The sequence below is a fragment of the Bacteroides sp. BFG-637 genome, from assembly GCF_024793605.1.
GTDB classification, from domain to species: Bacteria; Bacteroidota; Bacteroidia; order Bacteroidales; family Bacteroidaceae; genus Bacteroides; species Bacteroides vicugnae.
The window spans coordinates 1,991,579-2,017,555 of record NZ_JANUPD010000002.1 but is presented as its reverse complement, the minus strand read 5'-3'; the positions used below and the strand labels follow the sequence as shown (position 1 = coordinate 2,017,555).

Genomic DNA, 25,977 nt, shown 5'->3' with positions numbered 1-25,977 from the left:
AAAATGGCTAATTACGACATCCGCCCTCTACAGCTTCGCATATTAAAGAACTTATTAGCTGTTGACAAAGTTTGCAAAGAACATAATCTGCGATATTACATCATGGCAGGCACCATGTTGGGAGCTGTACGCCACAAAGGATTCATCCCCTGGGATGATGACTTGGATATCGGAATGCCAAGAGCTGATTATGATTTACTAATGGCTAATGCCAAAGAATGGTTACCGGAACCTTACGAAGCGGTATGCGCCGAGAATGATAAGGAATATCCTCTTCCGTTCGCAAAGGTGCAGGATGCCAATACAACCTTAATCGAGCGTATGCATCTCAAATATCTGGGAGGTGTATATATTGATATATTTCCACTCGATGGAGTTCCGGAAAGCCGCATGGCGCAAAGAATGCATTTTGCGAAGTATGAGTTCTACAAACGAATACTTTACCTGATTCATCGTGATCCATACAAACATGGAAAAGGTCCCAGTTCATGGATACCGCTATTATGCAGAAAGTTTTTCACCCTTACCGGAACACAGGAAAGCATCAGGAAGGTAATGAAGAAATACGATTTCGACCAATGCGCATTAGTCTGCGATTATGATGACGGAATGAAAGGAATCATGTCGAAGGACATTCTGGGCACTCCTACTCCCATCCGGTTTGAAGATGAAGAAGTATGGGGAGTACAGAAATACGACACTTATCTGTCACAGAAATATGGAGATTACATGACCATACCTAAACAAAGTGGACAAAGACAACACAATTTCCATTATTTAGACTTGAATAAACCTTATCGGAATTTTGAAGTCTAAATTATAATCATATAAAGGTAAGAAGTAGAAATGAGAATAGGTTTTGACGGAAAACGTGCAGTACAGAATTTCACCGGTCTGGGTAATTATAGCCGCTATATAGTGGATATTCTATGCCAATTCGGTCCGGAGAATGAATATGTGCTGTATGCCCCCAAGAAACGGGAAAACAAGAGGCTGGACAAATTAACGAAGCAGTATCAGCAACTACAGCTTTCTTATCCCACTACTTCTTCCTGGAAAAAGTTAAGTCCATTGTGGCGAGTATGGGGAGTCACCCGCCAATTGGAAAAAGAAAAAATCGATATATTCCACGGGCTTAGTAATGAGCTGCCCCTGAATATTCATCAAAGCGAGGTAAAAAGTATTGTAACGATCCACGATCTGATCTTTCTGCGCTATCCGCAGTATTACCATTCGATCGACAGGAAAATATACACATACAAATTCCGTAAAGCCTGCGAAAATGCCGATAAAATCATTGCTATCAGCGAATGTACCAAGCGTGATATTATTGAGTTTTTCAGGATTCCCGCCGATAAGATAGAAGTTGTTTATCAGGGATGTGACCCTTCATTCATACATCCTGTAGCAGAAGAGAAGAAAAGAGAAGTCCGGGCTAAATATCAGCTACCGGATCACTATATCCTTAACGTAGGAAGTATTGAAGAACGCAAGAACGCCCTTTCAGCGGTGCAGGCACTAATGATGCTTCCTGAACAAATTCATCTCGTCATCGTAGGACGCCATACGGAATACACTGATAAGGTTGAACATTTCATTAAGGAGTATAAGCTGGAAGAAAGAGTGCATATCATCAGTAATGTTCCTTTTGATGATCTACCGGCTTTTTATCAGTTAGCAGAAATTTTTGTATACCCTTCCCGTTTTGAAGGTTTTGGTATTCCCATCATAGAAGCTCTGTACTCCGGTATTCCGGTAGTGGCCGCTACAGGATCTTGTCTGGAAGAAGCGGGAGGTCCCGATTCTATCTATGTACATCCTGACGATATCAAAGGAATGGCCGATGCCTTCAAACAGATATACACAGATCCCGAGAGAAAAAAGAACATGATTGAAAAGGGGCATTCTTTTGCCAAAAGATTCTCTGAAGAAAAGCAAGCGGAAGAGATCTTAAACATCTACAAGAAACTAATGAAATGAACGTACTTAAACATACAATAAAGAAATTTATATATGGCACTCTTCCATATTATTTCATGAAAGGGTATAAACCTGATTCACCCTATCTGAAATATTATGAGTATATTAAAAAACACGGGTATTCAAGACATTTGTATGAATTCAAAGATGAATATACAAATATGCCTGTCAATGTACAAAAGGATGAGAAAAAAGGCTTATACTATGTACAACAAGAAAAGAAACGGCTATATTTCAGAAAGAGTACTCCACCCAAGAAAATTCAAAAGTACTACAGGGCTTTGAGTATGGAGCAGGACAAGCGATCACCGCACCATTATTTCGATAGTGTAAAAGATGTCACAGGAAAAGTTTTTGTGGACATTGGTTGTGCCGAAGGATATTCTTCACTGGAAATCGTAGAAGAAGCCAAGCATATCTATTTGTTTGAGCAGGACGAACAATGGCTGGAAGCTATCAGAGCTACTTTCGAACCATGGCAGGATAAAGTTACAATCATACAGAAGTATGTGAGCGACCATAATTCTTCGAGAGAGCAAACTCTTGATGATTTCTTCAATAACCAGACGGATGAACATCTGTTTCTTAAAATGGATATAGAAGGAGCCGAACGGCACGCATTGACCGGATGCAAGAACTTATTTCAAAATTGCCAAAAGCTGGATTTTGCTATTTGCACATACCACTTGCGTGATGACGAAGAAGTTATCTCTACATTCCTGAACAAACACAACTGCGCATATATTAATCAAAAAGGTTTTTTCAGGCATAGAATCCGCAGTGTAGTGATGCGCGGAAGTAAGAGGTAATCAATCATTGATAATCAGCAGAAAGCAATTCACAATAATCATACTTGCACAAGTATGTATCATAGATATGCTTTTCCTTTTTCAATAAGAAACGTGAGATATGCGGCTCCCAAGAAAAGAATTTACGTACGGAACGGTATAAACGGAAGAATAAAATCAGGGATACAATATGCTTTTCTTTTTCTTTCCGTGCCGCACGACGATAAATGTAATGAGTAAAGAACTGATCGCTGTAACGAAGAGCCAGACTGACCGTAGATTCGATGTCCCATCCACGCAAAGAAGCATATTCTGTCATGATGTAAGTCAGTACCTCACGCGAAATACACAAACGGCACATATTACGGCATACCGTATCACAATCAATTTCCGATAGCAACTGCATGCGATTCACATCGACCAGGGAGAAACTGTATTCATTCGTTTCATTCTGATGGATCAGTATATTACCGGGAGAATAGTCTAAATGGAGGATACCTGCCTGATGCAAAGCAGCAGTGTAGCGTGCAAAAGCTGAAAGTTTGTCTTCATTCCCCTCCACCTTTCCATCCATCAGGGAACGGACAGTTTCGCCACCATCATAACAACAAATGTAATAGCTATGCGAGAGAAGACCATCTTGAAATTGCTCGATCATAGCCACTGGCTCCGGAGTGTCAAAACCATGCTGTTGGATCTCCATAGAATAAATATAGGAACGTTCTGCCTTCGACTGGCGGAAAAACGAATATACAACACGATTGATGATGTGAGGCTTTTTAAAGCTCTTCACCACAACATCAATGCTGCCCAAACTAATCCGTTTCAGAACATTACGACCATCGTACACCACATCTCCTTCGTTCTGGAAGGACCTCGGAACTTCTTCCTATCTCCTTCTGCAAATGTGCGTACTTGGGATTTACAATCACTCTCATTACACTCTCCTATATAATCCTAATTACAAAGATTGAGCAAAGATAAAGAAATTAGGCCATATTCCGACTATATTTTTCTCTTTTCTCACAAAGATTGGCTAACTCTCTCCACATATAAGCAGCATCACGGTGGCTTTAATCGTTTTTTCTTTTTTTCTTTTCATTTATATTTAGACATAAATGCTTTTTTTTAGTTATGTTTGCACGGTAAAAAGCATAAAGAAGTTTAAGCATGAAACCAATCAAAAGAATTCTGATTATTCGATTTAGACAAATAGGGGACTCTATTCTGGCTGTTGCATTGTGCAGCACACTGAAAAAAAGCTTTCCCGATGCAGAGATACACTTCGTGCTTAATAAAAATATTGCTCCACTCTATGAGGGGCATCCGGACATAGACAAAGTCATTACATTTGACAAGAATGAGAATAAGCCGTTCACTGCATATATAAAAAAAATATGGCAGGTAATGCACCAAAATAAATACGATGTAATCATCGATATGCGTTCTACCATCCGGACTCTTTTTTTCTCTCTTTTCTCATTAAAAACTCCTTTTCGGATAGGACGTATCAAAGGATATACCCGTTTTCTACTGAACTACCGCACAGATACTTACAGCAAGAATCTGACAACTGATATGGTACAACGCAACCTGTTACTTGCAGCACCATTAGAGAAGATCAGACCTATTCAATACACAAAAGAATTCAAGTTATACCTGACTGACCGGGAGAAAGAAGATTTCCGATATTATATGGAAAAGGAAGGGATTGATTTTACACACCCCGTGTTATTAATAGGAGTCACAACCAAACTCATACATAAGAAATGGAATACGGAGTTCATGATAGCCACACTGAAAAGAATATTAGAGGAACACAAGGACATACAAATGATCTTCAACTACGCACCGGGGTACGAAGAAGAAGATGCCAGAAATATCTACAAGGAATTAGGATGTCCGGAACGCATCAAGATTGATATACAAGCTTCTTCATTACGACAACTGGCAGCACTTTGTGCCAACTGTTCATTTTACTTCGGGAACGAAGGAGGAGCCAGACACATCGCCCAGGCTCTTGGAGTTCCTTCATTTGCCATTTATTCACCAAGTGCGTCAAAATCAATGTGGTTACCCGCCAATTCCGTACTTGCCGAAGGAATTAGTCCTGACGACATTCTTCCGCCGGAACAGCAGGCAACATTAACCTATGAAGAGCGTTTTGCATTAATTACTCCCGAAAAGGTATACGGGCAATTGACTTCAATACTAAGGCAATTGAGCTAACTCCCGATATAAATCAAGGTAGGCTTGTATATGCTTCTCGTAACTGAATGAAGCGGCATGTTCCTTGATTTTCTCCAGACGCTCCTTGTCTTTATAAAAATCAGGCAGATGCTCCCGGATACTTTGCACCATAGATTCTGTATCCAAATACTCCCACATGATAGCGTGTCCATTACAAACTTCCGGCAAACTAGTGCGATTAGCGGCAAATACAGCCTTCCCAAATTGCATAGCTTCCACCACCGGCAATCCAAAGCCTTCTCCCTCACTAGGAAACAGGAATGCCTCACAGTTCCGATATAACCATATCTTCTCGTTTTGAGAGATAACATCCGTCAAGAAGACATTAGTAAGCTGATTCTCACGAATCAGATTGCGCACTTCTTCAGCATAAGCAAAATGAGCATCTCCACAAATATATAGATCATATTCCGGAAAATGACGCATTACGTCAACCAAGAGATGGAAGTTCTTTTTTCTACGGATTTGTCCAATCGTAAAAAAGAAAGGACGCCCTGTAGCAAACGACGGTTTTGTTCCTTCCAGTGTATCAATCCTCTCCACTCCATTATAGATGACCCGTACCTCTTTCCCTTTCAAATCTACATGCTGTCGAATGACATCTGCCACATAATGAGAGATCGTAGTCACGACCGCTGCCTTATTGACCTTATTCTGCATCCGGCGAAGATACATTTTCGCCTTCCAGGGCTTTTTCTCGGTTAAGAAATTAAAGTCATGTATAGTAAAGATAAATTTTGTACCACCGGCAATACGCAACAACTTGCGCTGTTGATTCACTGCATGCCATACATCTACCTTGGGAAGGGTAAAAGGAAGAAACTTATTGATACGACGCACCGGAACAGAAGTCACATTCGGGCCAAATTCCTGCATATATTTCTGCCGCAATAAATATACAAAATGAAGATCTTCTACCGGCATAGACGAAAAGGCGGTTGCATAGTTGGCCGCAATCTGCCCGAAGCCGGCTGTGAGACTACCATAATTCGTAAGATCTATCAGTACTTTTTTCTTTCGTTGTATCTCTTTCATCATTATTTGATTCTACGCTCTTTCGGCTCAATAAACAGCTAATTTGAACTTCAGCAAGGATTAATCTACAATCCCTTCTATTTTCGCAATGACCTGCTCCGGTTTTATATCCCTCAGGCAGGCATAATCACCTCGCCAGCAAGGCTTCTGTCCATATACGGAACAGGGGCGGCATGACAAATCGAGTTGTACGGTATTGACCGGCAATTGTTTCCAGCCCATAAAACCGGCATAAGGATGGGTGGCTCCCCAAATAGAGACAACCGGAATATTGACCAAGGATGCCAAATGCATGTTGGCAGAATCCATTGAAAGCATCACATCCAGATGGCTCATCAGATTCAGCTCGGTACGCATATTCAGTTTACCGATCATTGAAACAACAGAAGGATATTTAGCAATCCATGCATCAAATACGTCCTGCTCACTTTTACCACCTCCAAAAAGGAAAACCTTTACTTTGGGGTTGGCAGCAAAATGTGCTATAACTTGCTCTTGCAGTTCTAACGGATAAATCTTACCTGCATGTTTGGCAAAAGGAGCTATACCAATCCACTTCTGGTCTTCTTTAGGTCCTGTGACTGGTTCTATTTCCGCAAAGTTTCCTTTTCCTTCGCCATAAATGGAAGAGAAATTTAATAGTACCGGTAAACCTAGCTTCTCAAGTACATCGGCATAACGACGAAAAGAACTCTTCTGATTTTCCATCACCTTATCATGACGGCGAACCAGCTTCTTTTTGCCTGCCCTTCCTTTACAAATGGAAGCTACCGGTTTATTGGCAAGACGGAATCGCAAACATAAATACTTAGAACGAAGTACATGATGAAAATCAGCAATGTAATCAAAATGCATCGCTTTTAATTCCGAATAAAGGCTATTCAAGCCCCAAAATCCCTTGTGTTTGCCAGTTAAATCAGCTCCGACAAAACCCACATTGGCAGGCAACCCCTGAAAGAGCGGCTGCCATACAGCACGACTTAACACTGTTATTTCGTGCTGCGGGTATTGCACAGCCAACGAATGTATTACCGGGATTGTCATGGCTACATCGCCAAGAGCTGAAAAACGAATAATGAGAATACGCGCCATTCGTTATTTTTTCGCATAAAGCACCGGATTTAATGCCGGGTCATTATACATCTTCATCTGTTTATATACTTTCATATATTTTCTTCCGGCCTCGATATCAGCCAACAGCTGTTCAATAGCCGTAGAAAGGTCTTTGCGTTGTTCCAGCAGGATATTCAACTTAGTCTGGCATTGAGCACGGTGTTCCTCGGTAGTATCCGTACGCTCCACCTCCTGTTGCATGTGGTAAATTTTCAATGCAAGAATTGACAGGCGGTCAATTGCCCATGCAGGGCTTTCCGTATTGATCGTTGCGTCAGAGAGAGGTTTTACCTCTTTGTATTTGTCTAAAAAGTAGCTATCAATTAATTCCACCAGATCCGTACGGTCCTGATTTGATTTATCAATTCTTCTTTTCAAGGCCAATGCTTCTACCGGATCAATCTGCGGGTCACGGATAATATCCTCAAAATGCCATTGCACGGCATCAATCCAGTTCTTTAGATATAAATAATACTCAATAGTTTTCAACTCGTAAGGATTGTTCATCGGAGCATCCACACTATCCGTCACATGGTAATCAGTTGTCGATTTCCAAAAAATCTCGTTGCAAAGGTTACTAAATGTCATAATCTTAACTAGCTAATAGATATATAATAGGGCAAATCTATGTAATATTTTTCAGACAAGCAACCGTTTCTTACTTTTTTATTTGTTACCTTTGTGGGTACAAAAGATGAATTGTATATGAAAATTATTATCGACAATAAAATACCTTATATAAAAGAGGCGGTTCAGAGAATAGCCGATGAGGTGGTTTATGCACCGGGTAAGGATTTCACCCCGGAGCTCGTACGAGATGCAGACGCTCTTATTGTCCGTACCCGCACACATTGCAACCGGGATTTATTGGAAGGTAGTCGAGTGAGATTCATAGCGACCGCAACCATAGGTTTCGACCATATTGATACGGAGTATTGCAAACAGGCAGGCATTGAATGGACGAATGCACCGGGATGTAACTCGGCTTCTGTCGCCCAATATATACAGTCATCGCTTCTGGTGTGGAAATCTTGCAGAAACAAAAAGCTAAATGAACTGACGATTGGAATCATAGGAGTAGGAAATGTCGGGAGTAAGGTAGCTAAAGTTGCCCAGGATTTTGGCATGCGTGTTTTATTGAATGATTTGCCACGGGAAGAAAAAGAAGGTGCAGAACGGTTCTCTTCACTAAAGAAAATAGCGGAAGAGTGCGACATCATCACTTTTCACGTACCTTTATATAAGGAAGGAAAATATAAAACGTTCCACCTGGCAGATGAAGATTTCTTTCAGTCACTCAAACGGAAGCCTGTTATTATCAATACCTCACGAGGAGAAGTCATCCAGACTGATGCTCTTTTAAAAGCCTTGAACAGCCGGATGATTTCGGATGCCATCATCGACGTATGGGAGCATGAACCGGAAATCAACCGCGATCTACTGGAAAAGGCATTTATCGGAACTCCTCACATTGCAGGTTACTCTGCAGATGGAAAAGCAAACGCCACACGTATGTCATTGGATGCTATCTGCAAATTCTTCCAAATAAAAGGGGATTATGAAATTAACGCACCCGCACCCGCCTCCCCCATTATTCACGCTAAAAACCACGCAGAAGCAGTCCTCCAAATGTATAATCCAACCGAAGACAGCAACCGGCTAAAAAATCAACCGGAGCTATTCGAAACCCTGCGCGGAGATTATCCTTTGCGGCGGGAAGAGAAAGCATACATTATTAAGTATTAGGTGTTACTTAATACCTGTTCTATGATTTTCGGGAAGTGTTCATATTCCAAAGCATGCACCTTTTTAGCTACATCACCCGGAGAATCAGTCGAAAGAACAGGGCAAGTAGCTTGAAAAATCGTATTTCCTTCGTCGTAATGCTCATTTATATAATGTATAGTGATACCGCTTTCTTTTTCACCGGCAGCTACCACTGCTTCATGCACTCGGTCGCCATACATTCCTTTACCTCCATACTTCGGCAGAAGAGCAGGATGTATATTTATAATTTTATCGGGATAAGCATGCAAAAGCAAATCCGGTACACGAACTAAGAAGCCGGCCAACACGACAAAATCAATGCGGTACTCCTGCAAAATAGCCAAAATTTCATCTCCGGCTATCCAATCCTCCTTTGGAAACACGTTAGAAGGCACTCCCAAGCGATGCGCACGTTCCAAAACATAGGCATCACTCTTATTAGAAAGTACCAACGAAACCTGAACGGAATCGTTTTTTTGGAAATACCGGATAATATTCTCAGCATTAGAGCCGGAACCGGAAGCGAAAATTGCGATGTTTTTCTTCATAACCCTCAAATTCGATGCACAAAACAGTGAAAAATGTGCAAAACATTGCATTTATTTAGTCAAATATTTGCGCAAAACGATAAATATTCATTCCTTTGCACCGCAAATTTAAAGAAATAAAACTAATTATTAATTAAAAACTTAAAGTTATGTCTGAAATTGCATCAAGAGTAAAAGCGATTATCGTTGATAAATTAGGCGTAGAAGAATCAGAAGTTACAACCGAAGCAAGCTTCACTAACGACCTGGGAGCAGATTCTCTTGACACTGTAGAACTTATCATGGAATTCGAAAAAGAATTCGGTATCTCTATTCCTGATGACCAAGCAGAAAAGATTGGTACTGTAGGTGATGCTGTATCTTATATCGAAGAACACGCTAAGTAATTCGATTTCATCAATATGGAATTAAAAAGAGTGGTAGTAACAGGCCTTGGCGCCATTACTCCCGTTGGCAATAGCGTTCCCGAATTTTGGGAAAACATTGTGAACGGGGTTAGTGGAGCAGGGCCTATTACTCATTTTGATGCGTCGTTATTCAAGACCCAATTCGCATGCGAAGTGAAAGACTTCGATGCAACGAAATACATAGACCGCAAAGAAGCAAGAAAGATGGACTTGTACACTCAGTATGCCATCGCTGTTGCCAAAGAAGCGGTAAGTGATTCGGGGCTTGACGTCGAGAAAGAAGACTTGAACAAAATCGGTGTTATTTTTGGCGCCGGTATTGGTGGTATACATACATTTGAAGAAGAGGTAGGCAACTACTACACTCGTCAGGAAATGGGTCCGAAGTTTAATCCGTTCTTCATTCCAAAGATGATTTCGGATATTGCAGCCGGACAGATTTCTATCATGTATGGTTTCCATGGTCCTAACTACGCGACTTGTTCAGCATGTGCTACTTCAACCAATGCCATTGCAGATGCCTTCAACCTGATTCGTTTGGGTAAAGCAAATGTAATTGTATCCGGTGGCTCGGAAGCAGCGATCTTCCCGGCAGGTGTAGGTGGTTTCAACGCTATGCACGCCTTGTCAACACGCAACGACGAAGCTTCTAAAGCTTCACGTCCGTTTAGCGCAAGCCGCGATGGTTTCGTTATGGGCGAAGGTGGCGGTTGCTTGATCCTGGAAGAACTGGAACACGCTAAAGCTCGTGGTGCAAAAATCTATGCAGAAGTTGCCGGTGTAGGTATGTCTGCAGATGCACATCACCTGACAGCTTCTCATCCGGAAGGTCTGGGAGCGAAATTGGTGATGAGAAATGCACTGGAAGATGCGGAAATGGATCCGAAAGAAGTAGATTATATCAATGTACACGGTACATCTACTCCGGTTGGTGATATTTCAGAAGCAAAAGCAATCAAGGAAGTATTCGGTGATCATGCGTTCGAGTTGAACATCAGTTCAACCAAATCAATGACAGGTCACTTGCTGGGAGCTGCCGGTGCGGTAGAATCTATTGCAAGCATCCTTGCCATCAAGAACGGCATTGTTCCTCCGACTATCAACCACGAAGAAGGTGACAACGACGAGAACATCGACTATAACCTTAATTTCACGTTCAACAAAGCACAGAAACGCGAAGTTAATGTTGCCTTGTCCAATACATTCGGATTTGGCGGTCACAATGCGTGCGTTATCTTCAAGAAATACGCAGAGTAATATCGTGTTACGTAACGAAATAGATAAGATAAGGCTCTTGTTCCGCAAGGATAGAGAGTCTTATCTTTGTTTTTACCGGATACTCGGATTCTACCCGCGCAATATCCAGCTTTATGAGCAGGCTCTCCTGCACAAATCGACTTCTGTCCGCTCCGACAAGGGACGTCCCCTCAACAATGAACGGCTGGAGTTTTTAGGTGACGCCATCCTCGACGCCATCGTGGGAGATATTGTCTACAAACGTTTCGAAGGGAAACGGGAAGGTTTCCTGACCAATACACGTTCCAAGATTGTACAACGGGAAACGTTGAACAAGTTGGCCGTTGAAATCGGCTTGGACAAGCTCATCAAGTATTCCACCCGCTCCTCCTCTCACAATAGCTATATGTACGGAAATGCTTTTGAAGCGTTTATCGGAGCTATTTATCTGGATCAGGGATATGAACGTTGCAAGCAGTTTATGGAGCAACGGATCATTAACCGTTATATCGACCTGGAGAAAATATCCCGAAAAGAGGTTAACTTCAAATCCAAACTTATCGAGTGGAGTCAAAAGAACAAAATGGAGGTTTCCTTTGAATTAATAGAGCAGTTTCTCGATCATGACAGCAATCCTGTATTCCAAACCGAAGTACGCATTGAAGGACTTCCGGCAGGAACAGGTACGGGGTATTCCAAGAAGGAATCTCAACAGAATGCCGCCCAGATGGCTATAAAGAAAGTAAAGGAGCCTACATTTATATCAACTATCGAAGAGATCAAAGCACAACATTCTGCAACTGCTGCTGAACCGGAAAATATTTCAGAAGAAAACATCCTCGTCGATGAGATTTCCACAATGCAGGACGCAGAAGCTCCGGAGTCTAACCAAAGCAAATCCCCATGCGACGACCCTGAATCACCAAATCGTGATCTTCAGTAACTAATTTCAGTTTTCCTGCAACTTCTTCAAGAGGGATAGATGCTATATCATCCCCTTTTAAAGTCACCATACGCCCGAATTGGCCATTGGCTATCAATTCTGTTGCATGCCCGCCCATGCGGGTAGAAAGATTGCGGTCGAAAGGAGTAGGCGAACCACCACGCTGGATATACCCCAAAACTGTTTCGCGGGTTTCTATACCGGTTTCATATTCAATTTCCTGCGCGATATATTCAGCAGCACGTTTACGCCCGTCAGTCTGAATACCTTCCGCTACCACTACAATAGAATAGGGTTTGCCTTTCTTTAGTCTTTCCAGAATCGTATTGCCGATATTCTTAATGTCATAAGCAATTTCTGGGACGAGAATCACATCCCCTCCTCCTGCCATACCGGAATACAAAGCAATCCAACCCGCTTTATGCCCCATCACTTCAATCACCATCACCCTTTTATGAGAACTTGCGGTAGAATGTAGACGGTCAATGGCATCAGTAGCAATACTTACCGCCGAATCGAAACCAAAAGAGATGTCCGTGCCCCAAATATCATTATCAATGGTTTTAGGAACAGATACGATGTTAACTCCCATTGCAGCAAACTTGGCTGCGGTCTTCTGTGTTCCATTTCCACCGATACAAACGATACAATCCAGTCCCATTTCACGGATATTCTGAAGAATTAAAGACGGTTTGTCAACATCCGAGACAACACCTCCTTTTTTGAAAGGCTTCTCGCGAGAGGTTCCCAACATCGTTCCACCCAAATTCAGCAGACCGGAAAGCGACTTGTCTGTAATAGATTCGACATCTTTGGTCAGCAAGCCCTGAAAACCGCTGTGAATGCCTATCACTTCCATCCCATAATAATTGATGGCAGTTTTGCACACGCCACGAATGGTGGCATTGATGCCGGGACAGTCCCCGCCGGATGTTAAGATTCCAATTCTCATTGTCGCATTTTTTAGTCTAAAACTCGGGTATTCTATGGAAGTCGTCAATTTTTAACGATTATTTCCGTCGTAAAGATAGAAAAAAAAGATAAATAAGTTACTTTTGCACGACTAAACATTATTATGTTAAAGCAGAAATGAATATTACAAAAATTATTAGTAAGACTTTCGATTCCCGTTTAAAACAGATAGACCTATATGCTAGTCAGGCTAGTGAGATACAGCATCGTGTGTTAAGCCGTTTAATACACCAGGCCGCTCAGACTGAATGGGGAAGAAAGTACGATTACTCCTCTATCCGTAACTATGAAGACTTCCGGAAACGTGTTCCTATCCAAACATACGAAGAAATCAAACCTTATGTGGAACGTTTGCGAGCCGGGGAACAGAATCTGCTTTGGCCATCGGAGATACGCTGGTTTGCAAAATCCTCCGGAACGACTAATGATAAAAGTAAATTCCTTCCTGTCAGCAAAGAGGCACTGGAAGACATTCATTACAGAGGAGGAAAAGATGCGGCAGCTCTTTATTTCCGCATCAATCCGGATAGCCATTTTTTTCTCCGGCAAGGGACTGATTCTTGGAGGTAGCCATAGTCCGAACCTCAACTCCAACCATAGTTTAGTAGGAGATTTATCCGCTATTCTGATTCAAAATGTGAATCCGCTTATCAATTTCATTCGTGTACCCAGCAAGAAAATTGCATTGATGAGCGAATGGGAAACCAAAATAGAAGCAATCGCCAACAGCACTATTCCGGTAAATGTGACAAGTTTGTCCGGCGTACCGTCATGGATGCTCGTACTTATCAAACGTGTTCTCGAAAAGACAGGAAAACAGACTTTGGAAGAAGTATGGCCCAATCTGGAAGTTTTCTTCCACGGTGGAGTGGCTTTCACTCCTTATCGTGAGCAATACAAGCAGGTGATTCAAACACCGAAGATGCATTATGTTGAGACTTATAATGCTTCTGAAGGATATTTCGGAACTCAAAACGACCTCTCCGATCCTGCCATGTTATTAATGATCGACTATGGAATCTTCTACGAGTTTGTTCCGCTGGAGGAAGTAGGAAAAGAAAGTCCACGGGTTTACTGCCTTGAAGAAGTCGAGCTCAACAAAAACTATGCAATGGTTATTTCTACTTCTTGCGGTTTATGGAGATACATGATTGGTGATACGGTGAAGTTTACCAGCAAGAATCCCTATAAGTTTGTCATCACAGGAAGAACAAAGCATTTCATCAACGCATTTGGCGAAGAACTGATTGTCGATAACGCTGAAAAAGGATTGGCAAAGGCTTGTGCCGAAACCGGAGCGCAAGTTAGTGAATACACCGCGGCACCTGTGTTTATGGATGAGAATGCAAAATGCCGGCACCAGTGGTTAATAGAGTTCGCTAAGATGCCGGATTCAGTAGAAAAATTTGCAGCGATACTTGATGCCACACTAAAGGAGGTTAATTCCGATTATGAGGCGAAACGATGGAAAGATATAGCCCTGCAACCATTGGAAGTGATCGTTGCCCGTGAGGGATTATTCCATGATTGGCTGGCACAGAAAGGAAAGCTGGGAGGACAACACAAAGTTCCCAGATTAAGTAATACGCGCGAATATATAGAAACAATGCTAGCGCTGAATGACAGTATTCCTTCGGAAGAATAACCAAAAACCAAGACATAACCGACACAAGTATCTTTATTACAGAGATTGCTTGTACAAGGAAGGTATTTCGAAGCAGAAGCACCATTCTAGTATCTTTTAGGCACGGATTACGCGGATTACACGGATGAACATGGAAAGAGAATAAACTTGTCCGTGTAATCCGCGTAATCCGTGCCTAATCTTTGTCAGTCAATAAGCTAAATTTCGTTTTGACTCACCCCTGTCAGACGAATCACCTTCCCCCATATAAAGATTACCGGGCATTGACTATTATCCCTCCTCCCAATAATAAACCATCTTTATAGAATGCGGCAGCTTGTCCCGGAGCAATGGCGGTTAAAGGCTCATGAAGTTGCACATGTAGTAGATGATCCGGTGTAATGGTAATCGTAGCATGGTTTTCCTGTTTGCGATACCGTATTTTCACAATGATGTCAGAATGCCCTAAAGTACGCTCCTGATTGACAAGATTCCAGTCTTTCAGCCACATTTCTGTTTTCTCCAGAGCTGAAAGAGAAGCTAATACCACTTCGTTCTTTTCAGGATTAATCTCTTTCACAAATACGGGACGGTTCAAATGAATGCCCAAGCCACGTCTCTGTCCAATGGTATAAAAAGGATAGCCCTCATGCCAGGCAATAAAATCTCCCTTTTCATCGACAAATCTTCCTCGTTTCACTTTATTGAGTCCTGCCTGACTGCTTCCAACCAATCTCTGACAATCTTCAACCAATGATTGACCCTCTTCCATCATCAGCTTTTCCCCTGCCAATACCACACTATTTTGAGCCAACCAGTTTTTCAGAAAAGTCCGATAGTCCATTGGGCAAAAACAAACGCCTATACTGTCCTTTTTAGTTGCCACCTTCCGGAACCCATGTTCGGCAGCCCAGGCACGGGCTTCCACTTTCGTAATATTTCCCATCGGCAAGAGCATCCTGCAAAGAATATCTTGTTTCAATCCCCATAGAAAGAAAGTTTGATCCTTATCCGAGTCGGCAGCGTATGTTATATAAAAGGTATTATTTAGTTGTATATTCTGCGCGTAATGCCCGGTAGCGATATAGAAAACACCCATTTCATCGGCAATTCTAGCAAGCAGAGGCCATTTCAGGTAATTATTGCACAATGTACAAGGGACCGGAGTCCGTCCTGCCAGATACTCCTGCACAAAATAGTCAATAATCTGCTTACTGAATATTTCACGGGCATCGTACGTTATATGCCGTATTCCTAAACGTTCTGCCAGATTACGGGCATCTTCCAGATACTCTGTCGAGCCATTCAGTTCATAAAAACGAAAGGTTACTCCGATTACTTCATAACCGGCTTCCAACAATCGCATAGCAGCAACAGAACTATCTGTACCGCCGCTCATTCCAAGCAATACTCGTTTGTTTTCCTCCATCATGCTGCAAAATTAAGTATTTTCCCGTATCTTTGTCTGTTAAAGCCTAAAAGAGAATGAAAGAGAGACCAACTAACGGACAAGTTATAATCGTTTTCACAGAGCATCCGATACTCGGCATATTGCTGATTCCCTATATTGCGGAAAGGCTGGACGATGGTACCTTGCAATTGGTGGAACAAGCATTTCACGCCTCTCCCGAAGCTATGAGCAAGATGAGTGAGGCAGAAAGACAAGCTATTCATATCGCCTCTTATTATACAGAGAAGCATCTAATGAGCGTTTACTCCCGCGAAAAAACAGTATCGCGTTTTCTACATAAGTTATCCGAAGATCCGGAACGAATTAAAAATGATATCCGTCCGCCTATCGAAAAGAAACTGTTGGAGATGCTGGCACTGATACGCGACAATGGACTGCCTTTTTATCAGAAACAAGCCGGCAGTAAAATACTATACGCCCATCATGCCTATCACATAAATCCGCATAATGCAGAAATTCGCGTAACGTTTCATGTTGACAATAAAACGTTCCGTTATCAGTTGCAGTGCTATTATGAAGGGCAGCCATTCTCTTTGAGCGAGTTGAAACCTGTGGTTGTACTGACTTCCTCGCCGACGACGCTATTATTGGGAATGGAGCTATACTTCTTTCCGCACATTGAAAGTGCACGTATCTTACCTTTTACAAAGAAAAGATCGATCAGCGTAGACGCTTCCCAAATTGAAAAATACATAGATAACATTGTCATCCCGATTGCACGCTATCACGAAATCGAGGCTCACGGTTTGAGTATGATGGAAGAAAAATGTACTTGTGAAGCAATTCTCTCATTCGAAGACACGACGTACAACGGACAAGCATTGCAGCTTGGTTTCCGTTATGGAGATCAGACATTTACACCGGATAGCGCCCTTGAAATGAAGAAAATCGTCTATCGGAAAACATCCGGTGGGATCTTCTTTTTTCGCCGGAACATTACTGCTGAAAAACAAGCCGTTCAGCTCTTAACGGATGCAGGCCTGCAACAACTCAATGATACACATTTCAGCCTATCCCCCGAAGCTCCGGAAAAAACGATTGTCGAATGGATCAACAGCCATCGGGAGATGTTGCAGCAGTCCTTCCATCTCACCTGCAATATGGGAAACACACCTTATTGCCTGGACGAGATACGCATCGAGCAAAGTTGCGACGATGAGGTCGACTGGTTTGAATTGCGCATCACCGTTGTTATCGGTAATCTGCGTATTCCTTTTTCACGTTTCCGCAAACATATCCTGGAAGAAAAGAGAGAGTATCTGCTACCCGATGGCCGCATGATTCTCCTGCCAGAGGAATGGTTCAGCAAATATGCGAATTTATTAGAGATAGGAATTCAAACGGAAAAAGGAATCCGCTTGAAACATACATTTGCAGGTGCTGCACAAACTGCCTTAAGTGAAGAGGAATTAAAGAAATTTCCGGTGAAGCAACAGATACAAAATGTTGCCGTACCCAGAAAACTCAAAGCAACGTTACGTCCCTATCAGCAGAAAGGATTCTCATGGATGGTACACTTGCACAAACAAGGATTTGGCGGATGCCTGGCAGATGACATGGGACTTGGGAAGACACTTCAAACTCTCACTCTATTACAGTATATATATAAGCCATCTACTCCCAAGCAACCGGCTACCCTGATCGTTGTCCCCACATCGCTACTTCATAACTGGCGACGGGAAGCCAAACGCTTTACAGCGCTCTCGATGACGGAATACAACAACACCGTGGCTATAGACAAGGAACGACCGGAAAAATTCTTCGGTCATTTTCACTTGATCTTTACGACGTATGGCATGATGAGGAATAACATTGATATACTCTGTTCATACCGTTTCGAATACATCGTGCTCGATGAAAGTCAGAATATCAAAAATAGTGAATCGCTCACCTTCCGGTCAGCCATTCGACTACAAAGTAAACACCGGCTTGTGCTTACAGGTACTCCCATCGAAAACTCATTAAAGGACCTGTGGGCTCAATTTCACTTTATACAACCAGACTTACTGGGCACGGAAAGTGCTTTCCAAAAGCAGTTTATAATGCCGATTCGTCAGGGGAATACCCGTGCAAAAGTATTATTGCAGCAGCTGACAGCCCCATTTATCCTCCGTAGAAGCAAGAAAGAGGTAGCTCCGGAACTTCCGGCACTTACCGAAGAGACCATCTACTGCGACATGACTGAAGAACAGAACACTTGTTACGAACAGGAGAAAAACAGCCTGCGTAACATCCTTCTTCAGCATCCTCAAAGTACCGACAGGCTTCATTCGTTTAGTGTATTAAATGGCATCTTACGTTTACGACAACTATCCTGCCACCCGCAACTTATCCTTCCCGACTATACCGGAACATCCGGAAAAACGGCACAGATAATCGAAACATTCGATACGCTACAGAGCGAAGGCCACAAAGTTTTAATTTTCTCCTCATTCGTCAGGCATCTGGAGGTGCTCGCCGAAGCTTTCCACGAACGGGGTTGGAAATATGCCTTATTAACAGGAACGACCAACAACCGCCCTTCCGAAATCGCCCATTTCACCGATCAAAAAGATGTCCAGGCATTCCTGATTTCACTAAAGGCAGGAGGCGTGGGACTTAATCTGACTCAAGCCGACTATGTATTTATCATAGATCCCTGGTGGAATCCTGCCGCCGAATCGCAGGCGATCGCCCGCGCCCATCGTATCGGGCAGGACAAGCAAGTGATTGCTTACCGCTTCATTACCCAAAACAGTATCGAAGAAAAGATTCTTCACCTACAAGATGAGAAACGGAAACTGGCGGAAACATTTGTTGCCGATAGTGAGCCATTACCAATGTTAAGTAACGAGCAATGGGTAGACCTGCTCTAATAATACATAAGTCACAATCTATCACAGAGGCGTGTAAAATGTATTATTTCATCGTATTCCTGAATTTTTTTATCCATATATTCTTATTTTATCCGGTTATCTTTGCCATTGTGAAAATTATAAATAACCCGAAATAATAAACGTATGAAAAACAGGAGCATTACCTACCTATTACTATTTGGTATTTGCAGCATGTTGGCAATCATGCAATCGTGCCAGAAAACAGATGACCTGGAAGCAGACATCAATTCTCTGAAAGACCGTGTCGCTGCTTTGGAAAAAGCAACGGAAGGACTGAATACTTCATTTGCCAGTCTGCAAGCCCTTATGCAAAAAAACAAAGTCATTATCGGAATTACTCCGACTAAAGATGGTCTGGGATATTTGCTGGAACTTAGTGACGGAACAAGCATTAAAGTCATGGAAAGTGAAGCGGTACAGGCATCTGTCCCTGAATTTTCCGTAGATGAAGAAGGCTACTGGATATATAAAACAAGTAGTGATACCGATTTCAAATATCTGCCGGGAGCCGATGGAGAGAAAGTATCGGCATGGCCCCGTGATGAAGAAGGCAATGTGGTGGCAACTCCATTAATCAGCGTATCCTCCAGTGGATATTGGCAAGTGAGCTACGATAATGGACAAACGTATACAAGCTTAGGAACTAAGGCCGAAGGTGGAAGTCAGGGAGGAACCAGTATATTCAGTAAGGTAGAATATAATGAAGCAAACCACACTTTCTCATTCACATTATCCGATGGAGGAAAAACATATACCTTTCCGGTAGATGACACCTTTGGACTGATAATTTATGGTCTCAATGATGCCGACAGCGAACAAGCCGTGCAGGTTTTCGCCCCCAATGAGAATCATAAGGAATATAAAGTAGAACAGAATGACGTACAACAAGCCGTAGTACAAGCTCCTAAAGGATGGAATGTTCTTTTGTCCGAGAACTTGTTAACTATCACACCACAAGCAACTGCGACAAAGGATGTGGAAGAAACTATTAAAATTGTACTGACTTCATCAAAGAATTATATCCGTATTGTATCTATTGAAGTTAAACAACTTTCCAGCGAAGCCGGAGCAGAAGCCTGGCAGCAGTTTGTTAACGCTGACCAACAGAATGTGTTATTAGACTTTTCATACGCCGGATATAAGTATGGTGAAATGGCTCCTCCCGAAATAGAAACGCTAACAGCGCAAGGATATAAAGTATACGATGTTACAGATCCCAAATATGGAGCTATCCCCAACGACGGTAAATCTGACAGAGCAGCTTTCATGAAGGTCTTGGCAGAAATAGCGAGTCAAACAAAGCAAGAAGACAACAATATGACCGACCGATATATCAAGGAAAATGCTAAAGCTATTATCTACTTCCCCGAAGGAAACTATATTCTGCAAGATGAGGATTCTAAAGATCGCAGGATTCGTATATCAATGAGTGATATTGTTTTAAAAGGAGCCGGAAAAAACAAAACGACACTCGAAATGACCGCTGCCAATAATTCTCCCAAGCCAACCGAAGAGATGTGGAATGCTCCTGTCATGATGGAGTTCAAACACAATACAGGATTAGGAGAATCTGTCGGTACCATCACCGAAGACGCTCCGATAGGCAGCAAAACCATAACGGCTAGTTTAACAGGAGTAAGCGGAGGCAGCTGGGTATGCCTTGTGTTGGAAAATACGGATGACAATGTAATTAACTCCGAATTATATCCACACAAATGGGAAGATATTAAGATACAGCAAGGTGGTACTCCCAATATCAAGACAAAAGGGATTCAGATATACGAATATCATCAGATTGAGAAAATCAGCGGTAACAATGTTACCTTCAAAGAGCCGATCATGCACGCTATCAATAAAGATTGGGGATGGAAAGTACATAAGTTCGCAAACTATGCCAATGTGGGTGTAGAAGACCTGACCTTCAAAGGACACGCCAAAGAGAAGTTCATTCACCACGGCTCTGACATTGACGATGGTGGTTTTAAGCTCATCGATTTTGTGCGTCTGACCAATTCGTGGATGCGCCGGGTTAATTTTGAGAGTGTTAGTGAAGCCATGTCAATCACCAGTTCTGCCAACTGTTCTGCTTATGACATCACTATTGGCGGTAATCGTGGACATGCTTCTATCCGATCGCAAGCTTCTTCCCGTATCTTTATTGGAAAAGTAACTGAAAACAGCAATGGCTACACACTTAGAAAAGGAGAAGGTGAAAACACATTGATGGAATATAAAATGAATGTTGGACAATATCACGCTTGCGGTGTTTCAAAGCAAAGTATAGGTGCTGTAATATGGAATGTTAGATGGGGAGATGATTCTTGCTTTGAATCACATGCCACACAGCCACGTGCAACACTAATCGACTGCTGTTCCGGTGGTTTCATGCATTGGAGACAAGGAGGAGACTCTGCCCAAATGCCTAATCATATGGAGAATCTGACAATATGGAATTTCTATGCAACAAATGCACAAACAGACCAGGACATCGATACAGAAGGTAAATTTACCTGGTGGGATGGTAACGGCTTTTGGTGGAAATTTATGCCTCCTATCATTGTCGGTTTCCACGGAAGTCCTTTAGATTTTGATGATACTCAAATGAAACGACTCGAAAGCAACGGAACTGCTGTGGAACCATATTCACTCTATGAGGCTCAATTACGTAAACGTTTGGGATATGTTCCTTCTTGGCTATCCTCTTTAAAATAATAACTTTAAAACAATATAATCATGAAAAAAGTATGGAGTATGTTCATGTTATTGGCTGTATGCCTGGTAGCATGTACCAACATTGACGATTTGGAAGATGATGTAGACGCACTGAAAAAGCGCGTTACCGCACTCGAAACACAAGTACGTGATATAAATAGTAATACTGAAGCTCTTCGCGAACTTTATAATGAAGGAACATTTATTACTAATATAGAGGAAAAGTCTGATTCTTACACACTCACTTTGAGCAATGGAAAGACAGTAAATCTATATATGAAAAACGATAATAACCTCTTATGCCCTATTATCGGTATCGATTCAGAAGGCTACTGGACTGTTCTTTATAACAAAAATGAAACTCCGGAGCGTCTGACTGTAAACGGACAACCTGTAAAAGCTAATGGAGAGAGTGGCAAGACCCCTACATTCAATGTAGATAGTGAAGGTTATTGGCAGGTTAGCTATGACGGAGGAAAGAATTATAGTTATATATACAAAGAAGGAACTACTGACAAAGTCAGTGCAACCGGTGACGGTTCTGCTCCGACAGAAGACAAAAACTTCAAGAGTGTAACAGTAGAAAACAACGAACTGGTCTTAGTACTTGCAGGTGAGGATGCTCCAACCATACGCATCCCTATCGTTAGCGATTTCGAATGTAGTTTTGCAGCCGAAGATTTAAAACAAGTACAGGAGTTTTCGGCAGGTGAAGTGAAAGAGTTTACCATGACCGTGAGAGGAGTAGAAAATACAATGATTACTGCTCCCGAAGGATGGAGTGCTAAATTCTCTAAGGAAGCTGGAAAAGAAAATGTATTGGTTGTTACTGCCCCTGTATCAAGCGCAAAGATGATGACTCGTGCAACAGCTGATAACAGTACTGATATTGCGGTATTGGCAACAAGCGGAAAGTACGCTATGATTGCTAAAATTCAGGTTAGTATTAAGAATCGTACGGATTACAAGGCAATGTTTGAAGCCGGAGAACTTCAGATCGGTGAAGAGACTCTAAATCCTGAAAATTATACAAGTAAGGTAATAGACAGTAATACAACAAGTGATATAAGTAGTGAGTTAGGTGCATCCGAAGGAACAATTTTGTTCCTAACAGGAACAGGTACGTTCACTATCAGCTCCAATAAAGCGATTAGTGCTCCTATCATCATTGTTGGACAATATCCTGACGAACGACCCAACCTGGAATTTGGAGAAACTGCTTATCTAAGTTTAAAGAGTGGTAAACTTCTGTTGAAGAACATCAACATTAAAGCACGGGCCGCAAACTACTTATTTAATAGTCCGGCTAGTGGTGATGCCACATTTACCAATCTGACTATTGAAGACTGTAAAATGACCAATATAACAAAAGCTATGTATTACGTAAGTGCTACTACTGTAGGTATTGGTAACATCACATTTAAGAATTCTTTATTCGAATTTGTGAATACTGGCAACATAGCTTTCTTTAATACTACAGCAACTGTTAAACCTAGTATTTTTGGTAAACTCATTCTCGAAAACAATATCATATATCATAAGACTGGCGTAAGTGCCATACAGATATTCAACTGGGCTACAACAACCAACACTACGGATGAAGGTACTATGACTGTTAATATTAAGAATAACAGCTTTATCAATGTCAAAGGCAGTAATGTATTTATCAAAGCAAATAAAGCCAACATTGATTACACAAATAATATTTTCTGTGTATCTTCCGAAAGCACCTTAACTTCATATCTATATGAATTAAAGGATGCAGGTTCTACAGTAAATACAACCGATAACATTTTGTATGATGCAAAGGTGAACTGGAACTATGCCAATAGTGATGTATGTAAACCTGCAAATAATACATTGTCGAAAGAGAGCACTATTCCTTTTACAGAAATTGATTGTATCAACGGGGTTTTCACTAAAGATCCTGCTTATATAAACAATGGTGCAACAATTGAATAAAACTCTTTTACCAGTTTAACAATAAAGCCGCATAACTTTCGTTATGCGGCTTTTATTTATCTAAATGCGAGAACCTAATATCCCATTCCGAACTGCCACAACGGCACCACATTCATAAAGCCTCTTTCAATATCATCCTTCACTACAAATCCTTTCTGTACCTCCTGAATCTGCTTTTGTCCCTTTTTCTTTCCTCCCACCTCAAATGTCATATCATCAATCAAGAAATCAGAAACAGGAGAAGCTACTACATCCGAAAAAATACGGGTCTGGTTCAAAAAGAAAGTCTCCCTGATATTTCCAATATTAAAATTATCTTGAGCCAGACTATATATCAAATTGGTATTATCCAGATAAATTTTATCTACTTTCCCTAACCCGCGTATTCCGCCGGTGGCGTCTCTCAACTGCGCTATCAACCCTGCCTCTTCAATATAAAGGCAATAATCGGATATATTATTACGGCTCACTTCAAGAATTTTAGCTATGTTGCTAAAATTAGGCTTGAACGGCACACTCTTGGCAATGATAGCAAGAAGTTGCTTAAGCTTACGCCCAGTGGAAACATTCATATCAGCAAATTGTGGTATGTCCGACTCCAAAGTCAAATTGATGATCTGTCGCAAACGTATATCAAAATCTTCCTCCAATGCAAAAGGATAGTAGCCTTTCCGCAAATAGTCATGAAAAAGTGGAAGCGGATGCTCCAAACCCGGAATTTCCACTTTATGCGCTACAATATCCCGCAAACTGTATATTTCAGAAGGTATACGATGAAATAAATACAAATACTCACGAAAAGAAAGTCCCTGCATCTGATACATGACAGCGCGACGACTCAAATCTGAAGCTCCTTTATTAATATCCAATACAGATGAACCTGTAAAGACTATATTCAATTCTGAATGATAATCGTAAATCAATTTAAGCTCTTTCGACCAGTCTTTATATTTATGAATTTCATCAATAAATAAATGCCTACCACCCATCTTGACAAAAGCATCCGCTAAGTCCAGCAAACGATGGCTCGCAAAATAAAAATCCTCGGCTGTCACATACAAAGAATCATTCAAATTCAGACTTTCTTTAATATGTTGTAACACAAGAGTCGTCTTCCCTACTCCTCTGGGCCCTGTAAGCCCTATCATGCGACTATTCCAATTTATCTTGGAATAAATATACCGGTGAAACTCTATATTAGTTTCCCGTATCATCTTGTTGAAATACTCAAATAACTTATCCATATATCATTGGTTTATAGGCAAAGATACGATTATTTGCACTGCGACAGTGCAAATAATAAAACAAATTGCACTATCACAGTGCAATTTTGGCTAAAACCACATCTTTTCCCCCACCACCTTGCAGAAAAACTTTTTTAATTTATCTTTGCATCCAAAACAACCCTACATGAAATACAAACTTATCGTGCTCGATCTTGACGGCACACTCACCAACTCTAAAAAGGAAATCACTCCCCGCAACAGGGAAACTCTGATACGTATGCAAGAGCAAGGAATACGACTGGTATTAGCTTCCGGACGGCCTACTTATGGCATTGTGCCATTAGCTAATGAGTTACGTATGAATGAATTCGGTGGATTCATCCTGTCCTATAACGGAGGAGAAATCATTAATTGGGAAACACAGGAGATGGTATATGAAAATGTGTTGCCTAATGAAGTCGTTCCAATGCTTTACGAATGTGCCCGTACCCATCAACTAAGTATATTAACCTATGACGGAGCAGAGATAATAACCGAAAACTCTCAAGATCCATACGTATTAAAAGAGGCCTTTCTCAATAAAATGGCAGTTCGGGAGACAAACGACTTCCTGACAGACATCACGCTTCCCGTAGCCAAATGCCTCATCGTAGGAGATGCCGATAAACTGATTCCACTTGAAGCTGAACTTTGTCTCCGGCTGCAAGGTCGCATTAATGTTTTCCGTTCAGAACCCTATTTTCTCGAATTAGTCCCGCAAGGTATCGACAAAGCTCTTTCTTTGGCCGTCCTGTTAAAAGAAATAGGAGTAGCACGTGAAGAAGTTATTGCCATAGGTGATGGCTATAATGACCTATCCATGATTAAGTTTGCAGGATTGGGGATTGCCATGGGAAATGCTCAAGAACCTGTAAAGAAAGCAGCAGATTACATCACTCTAAGTAACGAAGAAGACGGTGTAGCAGAAGCAATCAATAAGTTTTGTAATCAACAATAGCCAAACATTTACTGACATGCTGACAGAGTTTTAGTTTCTCGGTGAGAAACCTTTGGTTCCTCGTAGTGAA

The 25,977-nt window shown here is 41.6% G+C and carries 19 protein-coding genes and 2 pseudogenes; 13 read left to right on the top strand and 8 right to left on the bottom strand.

What is annotated here, in order from left to right; translation table 11 throughout:
* Window positions 1-3: 3 nt before the first annotated feature.
* From NXX38_RS08005 to NXX38_RS07995, 3 genes are read left to right on the top strand one after another with little or no spacing between them, the layout of a single operon-like run.
* Window positions 4-816: a phosphorylcholine transferase LicD gene (locus NXX38_RS08005; protein WP_148364201.1), complete on the top strand. Its 813-nt coding sequence runs from the start codon at window positions 4-6 to the stop codon at window positions 814-816.
* 30 nt (window positions 817-846) lie between these two features.
* Window positions 847-1,980 (top strand): glycosyltransferase family 1 protein, encoded by a 1,134-nt coding sequence (locus NXX38_RS08000; protein WP_258979023.1) that lies wholly within the window; start codon window positions 847-849, stop codon window positions 1,978-1,980.
* Complete coding sequence (locus NXX38_RS07995; protein WP_148364203.1) at window positions 1,977-2,789, top strand: FkbM family methyltransferase; 813 nt, start codon at window positions 1,977-1,979, stop codon at window positions 2,787-2,789. The genes NXX38_RS08000 and NXX38_RS07995 overlap by 4 nt, the downstream gene beginning before the upstream one ends.
* A 4-nt stretch (window positions 2,790-2,793) precedes the next feature.
* Here the strand turns inward: NXX38_RS07995 and NXX38_RS07990 are convergent.
* Window positions 2,794-3,706, bottom strand: a pseudogene (locus tag NXX38_RS07990) (lipopolysaccharide kinase InaA family protein).
* 232 nt (window positions 3,707-3,938) lie between these two features.
* Here NXX38_RS07990 and NXX38_RS07985 point away from each other — a divergent pair.
* Window positions 3,939-4,997, top strand: a complete 1,059-nt coding sequence (locus NXX38_RS07985; protein ID WP_217723339.1) for a glycosyltransferase family 9 protein — start codon at window positions 3,939-3,941, stop codon at window positions 4,995-4,997.
* Here NXX38_RS07985 and NXX38_RS07980 read toward each other — a convergent pair.
* Genes NXX38_RS07980 through NXX38_RS07970 form a run of 3 tightly spaced genes read right to left on the bottom strand, consistent with a single transcriptional unit; the run spans window position 4,980 to window position 7,754 of the window.
* Window positions 4,980-6,056, bottom strand: coding sequence for a glycosyltransferase family 1 protein (locus tag NXX38_RS07980; protein WP_258979022.1), 1,077 nt, complete (start codon window positions 6,054-6,056; stop codon window positions 4,980-4,982). The genes NXX38_RS07985 and NXX38_RS07980 overlap by 18 nt on opposite strands.
* A gap of 57 nt (window positions 6,057-6,113) precedes the next feature.
* Complete coding sequence (locus NXX38_RS07975) at window positions 6,114-7,145, bottom strand: glycosyltransferase family 9 protein (protein WP_148364207.1); 1,032 nt, start codon at window positions 7,143-7,145, stop codon at window positions 6,114-6,116.
* A gap of 3 nt (window positions 7,146-7,148) precedes the next feature.
* Complete coding sequence (locus tag NXX38_RS07970; protein ID WP_004324325.1) at window positions 7,149-7,754, bottom strand: DUF4254 domain-containing protein; 606 nt, start codon at window positions 7,752-7,754, stop codon at window positions 7,149-7,151.
* Window positions 7,755-7,871: 117 nt separating this feature from the next.
* Between NXX38_RS07970 and pdxB the strand changes: the two genes are divergently transcribed.
* Entirely contained in the window at window positions 7,872-8,912 is a 1,041-nt protein-coding gene (pdxB, locus tag NXX38_RS07965; protein ID WP_148364208.1) for a 4-phosphoerythronate dehydrogenase PdxB, read from the top strand.
* Here the strand turns inward: pdxB and NXX38_RS07960 are convergent.
* Window positions 8,909-9,532, bottom strand: coding sequence for a phosphoribosylglycinamide formyltransferase (locus NXX38_RS07960; protein WP_217723346.1), 624 nt, complete (start codon window positions 9,530-9,532; stop codon window positions 8,909-8,911). The two genes, pdxB and NXX38_RS07960, sit on opposite strands and share 4 nt — an antisense overlap.
* 98 nt (window positions 9,533-9,630) lie before the next feature.
* On the opposite strand from NXX38_RS07960, the gene NXX38_RS07955 reads away from it, so the two are divergent.
* From NXX38_RS07955 to rnc, 3 genes are read left to right on the top strand one after another with little or no spacing between them, the layout of a single operon-like run.
* Window positions 9,631-9,867, top strand: coding sequence for an acyl carrier protein (locus tag NXX38_RS07955; RefSeq protein WP_002558672.1), 237 nt, complete (start codon window positions 9,631-9,633; stop codon window positions 9,865-9,867).
* A 15-nt stretch (window positions 9,868-9,882) separates the two neighbouring features.
* Complete coding sequence (gene fabF / locus NXX38_RS07950) at window positions 9,883-11,145, top strand: beta-ketoacyl-ACP synthase II (RefSeq protein WP_148364210.1); 1,263 nt, start codon at window positions 9,883-9,885, stop codon at window positions 11,143-11,145.
* Window positions 11,111-12,067 carry a ribonuclease III gene (rnc, locus tag NXX38_RS07945; protein ID WP_148364211.1) on the top strand — a complete coding sequence of 319 codons (957 nt, stop codon included), beginning with the start codon at window positions 11,111-11,113 and terminating at the stop codon, window positions 12,065-12,067. The genes fabF and rnc overlap by 35 nt, the downstream gene beginning before the upstream one ends.
* Here the strand turns inward: rnc and NXX38_RS07940 are convergent.
* Entirely contained in the window at window positions 12,009-13,019 is a 1,011-nt protein-coding gene (locus NXX38_RS07940; RefSeq protein ID WP_148364212.1) for an ATP-dependent 6-phosphofructokinase, read from the bottom strand. The genes rnc and NXX38_RS07940 overlap by 59 nt on opposite strands.
* Window positions 13,020-13,156: 137 nt before the next feature.
* Between NXX38_RS07940 and NXX38_RS07935 the strand changes: the two are divergent.
* Window positions 13,157-14,684 (top strand): annotated as a pseudogene (locus tag NXX38_RS07935) (GH3 auxin-responsive promoter family protein).
* Between the two features lie 253 nt (window positions 14,685-14,937).
* On the opposite strand, the gene mnmA reads toward NXX38_RS07935, so the two are convergent.
* On the bottom strand, window positions 14,938-16,095 hold the full coding sequence (gene mnmA / locus NXX38_RS07930; protein ID WP_258979019.1) for a tRNA 2-thiouridine(34) synthase MnmA: 1,158 nt from the start codon (window positions 16,093-16,095) through the stop codon (window positions 14,938-14,940).
* Window positions 16,096-16,148: 53 nt separating this feature from the next.
* Here mnmA and NXX38_RS07925 point away from each other — a divergent pair, with 53 nt between their 5' ends.
* From NXX38_RS07925 to NXX38_RS07915, 3 genes are all read left to right on the top strand, one after another.
* Complete coding sequence (locus NXX38_RS07925; protein WP_258979018.1) at window positions 16,149-18,989, top strand: DEAD/DEAH box helicase; 2,841 nt, start codon at window positions 16,149-16,151, stop codon at window positions 18,987-18,989.
* Window positions 18,990-19,133: 144 nt separating this feature from the next.
* The gene (locus NXX38_RS07920; protein ID WP_148364216.1) at window positions 19,134-21,722 is read left to right on the top strand and encodes a DUF4955 domain-containing protein; all 2,589 of its coding nucleotides are present in this window, start codon (window positions 19,134-19,136) and stop codon (window positions 21,720-21,722) included.
* Between the two features lie 21 nt (window positions 21,723-21,743).
* On the top strand, window positions 21,744-23,684 hold the full coding sequence (locus NXX38_RS07915; protein ID WP_258979017.1) for a PL29 family lyase N-terminal domain-containing protein: 1,941 nt from the start codon (window positions 21,744-21,746) through the stop codon (window positions 23,682-23,684).
* A 74-nt stretch (window positions 23,685-23,758) separates the two neighbouring features.
* Here NXX38_RS07915 and NXX38_RS07910 read toward each other — a convergent pair whose 3' ends face one another.
* Window positions 23,759-24,928 carry an ATP-binding protein gene (locus tag NXX38_RS07910; RefSeq protein ID WP_258979016.1) on the bottom strand — a complete coding sequence of 390 codons (1,170 nt, stop codon included), beginning with the start codon at window positions 24,926-24,928 and terminating at the stop codon, window positions 23,759-23,761.
* A gap of 166 nt (window positions 24,929-25,094) precedes the next feature.
* On the opposite strand from NXX38_RS07910, the gene NXX38_RS07905 reads away from it, so the two are divergent.
* Window positions 25,095-25,907, top strand: a complete 813-nt coding sequence (locus NXX38_RS07905) for a Cof-type HAD-IIB family hydrolase (RefSeq protein WP_217723357.1) — start codon at window positions 25,095-25,097, stop codon at window positions 25,905-25,907.
* Window positions 25,908-25,977 lie beyond the last annotated feature (70 nt).